The sequence below is a fragment of the Streptomyces sp. NPDC001093 genome, from assembly GCF_040298985.1.
Taxonomy (GTDB): Bacteria; Actinomycetota; Actinomycetes; order Streptomycetales; family Streptomycetaceae; genus Streptomyces.
On record NZ_JBEPBF010000259.1, the window covers coordinates 1 to 4,705 of the forward strand.

The window sequence follows — 4,705 nt, forward strand, 5'->3', positions numbered from 1 at the left end:
GGGGGCCTCAGAAGATGCTCTTGAAACCCCGACGGTGCCTCCGCGCACCCCGAGACCGCCGGGCAGGCCGAGCCGCTGCCGTCCCACGTGTCGCTGCAGGGGCACCCGGCCCAGCCGCTCGGGCAGTTCGTCCAGGTCGAGGGCCAGGTGCCCACGACCCCGCACCTGGCGCCGACCCCGCCGCAGCCCCTGGTCCTCCCCACCGAGGAGGCGCAGGAGCCGGTGGCCATGGTGCCCGCGCCGCGCGAGGGCGAACCCGCACCCGCGCCGGCCCCCGATGTCGTACAGCACGCGGAGGACCTGCAGACCAGGGCCGCCGACCAGGAGGAAGAGAGTACGGCCGCCGTGGCGGAAGCACGACAGTCCACCGGCCCGGCCGCGCCCGGCTACGACGACGCCGAGCGCGAGGCCGTCCTGAAGGTCATGCGCGAGCGCCGCGACATCCGCAACGGCTTCCGCGACGACCCGATCCCGCACGAGGTGCTGCTCCGCGTCCTGGAGGCCGCCCACACGGCGCCCTCCGTGGGGCACTCGCAGCCCTGGGACTTCGTCGTCATCCGCTCCGCCGACACCCGGCGGACCATGCACGAACTGGCGATGCGTCAGCGTGAGGCCTACGCCAAGTCGCTGCCGAAGGGCCGGGCCAAGCAGTTCAAGGAACTGAAGATCGAGGCCATCCTCGACACCCCGGTCAACATCGTCGTCACCGCCGACCCCACCCGCGGCGGCCGGCACACCCTCGGCCGGCACACCCAGCCGCAGATGGCGCCGTACTCCGCCGCTCTCGCCGTCGAGAACCTCTGGCTCGCCGCCCGCGCCGAAGGCCTCGGCGTCGGCTGGGTCAGCTTCTTCGACGAGCGTGAGATGGTCCGTGCCCTCGGCCTGCCCGAGCACCTGGAGGTCATCGCCTACCTCTGCGTCGGGTATGTCGACGAATTCCCGGACGAGCCCGAGCTGATGCAGGCCGGCTGGTCCAAGCGGCGCCCCTTGTCCTGGGTGGTGCACGAGGAGACGTACGGCCGCCGCGCCCTGCCCGGAGAGGAACCCCACGACCTGCTTGCCGAGACCGTCGCACAGATCCGCCCGCTCGACGCCAAGGCCCTCGGCGAGGCCTGGGAGCGCCAGAAGCGCATGACCAAGCCGGCCGGCGCACTCGGCATGCTGGAGATCATCTCCGCGCAGTTGTCCGGGCTGTCCCGGCAGTGCCCGCCGCCGATCCCGGAGCCCGCCGCCGTCGCCATCTTCGCCGGTGACCACGGCGTGCACGCCCAGGGCGTCACCCCCTGGCCGCAGGAGGTCACCGCCCAGATGGTGGCCAACTTCCTGGGCGGGGGAGCGGTCTGCAACGCCTTCGCGAGCCAGGTCGGTGCCGAGGTCTGCGTCGTGGACGTCGGTGTCGCCGCCGACCTCCCGGCCACCCCCGGCCTGCTGCCCCGCAAGATCCGCGGCGGCACGTCCGACATGACCACCGGACCCGCGATGACCCGCGAGGAGGCCAAGGCGGCCATCGAGGTCGGCATCGAGACCGCCCGCGACCTGGTGGCGGCCGGCAACAAGGCGCTGCTCACCGGTGAGATGGGCATCGCCAACACCACGGCTTCGGCCGCCCTCATCTCGGTGTTCACGGGTGCCGACCCGGCCGAGGTGACCGGTCGCGGCACGGGCATCAACGACGAGACCCTGGCCCGCAAGACCGAGGTCGTCCGCCGCGCCCTGGAACTCCACCAGCCGGACCCGGCCGACCCGATCGGTGTCCTCGCCGCGATCGGTGGCTTCGAGCACGCGGCGCTGGTCGGCCTGCTCCTCGGCGGCGCCTCCCTGCGTACGCCGGTGATCCTGGACGGCGTCAGCGCCGGCGCCGCGGCCCTGGTCGCCCGTGCGATCGCCCCCGAGGTGCTGGCGGCCTGCATCGCGGGCCACCGCAGCGCCGAGCCCGGCCATGTGGCCGCCCTGAACAAGCTGGGCCTGCGCCCGCTGGTCGACCTCGATCTGCGCCTGGGCGAGGGCACGGGCGCGCTGCTGGCGCTTCCGCTGGTGCAGAGCACGGCGCGGGCGATGCACGAGGTGGCGACGTTCGATTCGGCGGGGGTCACCGAGAAGTAGGCGACACGGCCTGGGCGGTCCGGTGTTCAGCTGCCGGACCACCCGGTGCCCCCTGCCCTGCGCATAGCTAAAATCGCACGTCAGGGCCGCTCCGAAGGTGCAGCGCGCCCCGCGCCCCACCGCACAACTGCACGAGGAGCCGCCGCCATGGCCGAACACCCCGCCTACCCCGTAGGCCTCCGCCTCTCCGGCCGCCGCGTGGTCGTCCTCGGCGGCGGTCAGGTCGCCCAGCGCCGCCTCCCCGCACTGATCGCGGCAGGCGCGGACATCGTGCTCGTGTCCCCCGAGGCGACCCCCTCGGTCGAGGCCATGGCGGACGCGGGCGAGATCACTTGGGAGCGGCGCCCCTACACGGACGGCGACCTCGCCGACGCCTGGTACGCCCTCATCGCCACCAGCGACCCCGAGACCAACACCGCCGCCTCCGCCGAAGCGGAGCGCCACCGCGTCTGGTGCGTGCGCTCGGACGACGCCGACCAGGCCACCGCCTGGACCCCGGCCACCGGTCACAGCGAGGGCGTCACCGTCGCCGTACTGACCACGGACGCGCGCGGCCGCGACCCGCGCCACACCGCCGCCATCCGGGACGCGGTGGTGGAGGGCCTGCGCGACGGCACCCTGGTGGCGCCCCACCACCGCACCCGCACCCCCGGCGTCGCCCTGGTCGGCGGCGGCCCCGGCGACCCGGACCTGATCACGGTCCGCGGGCGCCGGCTGCTCGCCGCGGCGGACGTCGTCATCGCCGACCGGCTCGGACCGCGCGACCTGCTCGCCGAACTCCCGCCGCACGTCGAGGTGATCGACGCGGCGAAGATCCCGTACGGCCGGTTCATGGCCCAGGAGGCCATCAACAACGCGCTCATCGAGCACGCCAAGCAGGGCAAGTCGGTCGTACGGCTCAAGGGCGGCGACCCGTTCGTGTTCGGCCGGGGCATGGAGGAGGTCCAGGCGCTCTCCGAGGCCGGCATCCCCTGCACCGTCGTCCCCGGCATCTCCAGCTCGATCTCCGTGCCCGGCGCGGCCGGCATCCCGGTCACCCACCGGGGCGTGGCGCACGAGTTCACGGTCGTCAGCGGCCATGTCGCCCCCGACGACGAGCGCTCGCTGGTCGACTGGCCGTCGCTGGCGAAGCTGACCGGCACGCTCGTGATCCTGATGGGCGTCGACAAGATCGGGAAGATCGCCGAGACGCTCGTGGCGCACGGCAGGTCCCCGGACACCCCGGTCGCGCTGGTGCAGGAGGGGACGACGGCCGCGCAGCGCCGCGTCGACGCCACCCTGGCCACGGTCGCCGAGACGGTGCGGACCGAGGAGGTCAGGCCCCCGGCGGTCATCGTCATCGGCGAGGTCGTGACGGTCGGCCCGCAGCCCGCCGCCTGATCATCCACCGCTTGATCACGCGTAACCCGGGGTAACCTACCCGTTCCCAGCCGTTGGCAGCACACCCAGGACAAGGCAGTATCACCCTGTGGCCGATCTCATCACCGTCGAGGATCCCGACGACCCGCGCCTGCGCGACTACACAGGCCTGACCGACGTCGAGCTGCGCCGCAAGCGCGAACCCGCCGAGGGCCTGTTCATCGCGGAGGGCGAGAAGGTCATCCGCAGGGCCAAGGAAGCGGGCTACGAGATGCGCTCCATGCTGCTCTCGGCCAAGTGGATCGACGTCATGCGCGACGTCATCGACGAACTGCCCGCCCCGGTCTACGCCGTGAGCCCCGAACTCGCCGAGCAGGTCACCGGCTACCACGTGCACCGCGGCGCGCTCGCCTCCATGCAGCGCAAGCCGCTGCCCACGGCCGGCGAACTGCTGCGCTCCGCACGCCGGGTCGTGGTCATGGAGTCGGTCAACGACCACACCAACATCGGCGCCATCTTCCGCTCGGCCGCCGCCCTCGGCATGGACGCGGTCCTGCTGTCGCCCGACTGCGCCGACCCGCTGTACCGCCGGAGCGTCAAGGTCTCCATGGGCGCGGTGTTCTCCGTGCCGTACGCCCGGCTGGAGACCTGGCCGAAGGGGCTGGAGTCGGTCCGGGAGGCCGGCTTCACCCTGCTGGCGCTCACCCCGGACGACAAGGCCCGCACCCTGGACGAGGCCGCCCCGCACCGGATGGACCGGGTGGCCCTGATGCTGGGCGCCGAGGGCGACGGACTGTCCACCCAGGCCCTGGTCGCCGCCGACGAATGGGTCCGCATCCCGATGTCCCACGGCGTCGACTCGCTCAACGTGGGCGCGGCCGCGGCGGTCGCCTTCTACGCGGTGACCAGCGGCCGCCCGGAGGCCTGACCTTCGGCGCCTTCGCTCCGGCCCTCCCCGGCCGGGGTCCCGGAGCGCGCCTCAGCTCCCGGAAACCCGGCCCGGTGCCGACCCGTACCGGTCGGACATCGCCCCCTCGGTGTCCGCCGGCGGACGGCTCGGCTGTGCGTACCGCTGGCGCCGGCCGCCGTCGTCGCCGAGGCCGCGGGCCGGGCCCTGGCAGCCCTGGGCCACCGCGATGCCGAGCGCCACGAGCAGCGTCACCACGACGAACACGAACAGCCGCTGGCGCAGCAGCCGGGGATTGGCAGGCCGCAGCCCGGTGCCCGTCGTACGCTGCGCCGG

The 4,705-nt window shown here is 73.6% G+C and carries 2 protein-coding genes and 2 pseudogenes; 3 read left to right on the forward strand and 1 reads right to left on the reverse strand.

Translation table 11 applies throughout. From position 1 onward, the window contains the following. Nucleotides 1–45 precede the first annotated feature (45 nt). The 3 genes and pseudogenes from cobT to ABT288_RS49495 form a co-directional block, all read left to right on the forward strand. A pseudogene (gene cobT, locus ABT288_RS49485) lies at nt 46–2,103 on the forward strand (nicotinate-nucleotide--dimethylbenzimidazole phosphoribosyltransferase); the annotation flags it as partial. Nucleotides 2,104–2,250: 147 nt separating this feature from the next. Beyond that, entirely contained in the window at nt 2,251–3,483 is a 1,233-nt protein-coding gene (gene cobA / locus ABT288_RS49490) for a uroporphyrinogen-III C-methyltransferase (RefSeq protein ID WP_351623377.1), read from the forward strand. A gap of 88 nt (nt 3,484–3,571) precedes the next feature. Beyond that, nucleotides 3,572–4,390: a TrmH family RNA methyltransferase gene (locus tag ABT288_RS49495; RefSeq protein WP_351623378.1), complete on the forward strand. Its 819-nt coding sequence runs from the start codon at nt 3,572–3,574 to the stop codon at nt 4,388–4,390. 51 nt (nt 4,391–4,441) lie between these two features. Here ABT288_RS49495 and ABT288_RS49500 read toward each other — a convergent pair. After that, a pseudogene (locus ABT288_RS49500) lies at nt 4,442–4,705 on the reverse strand (serine/threonine protein kinase); the annotation flags it as partial.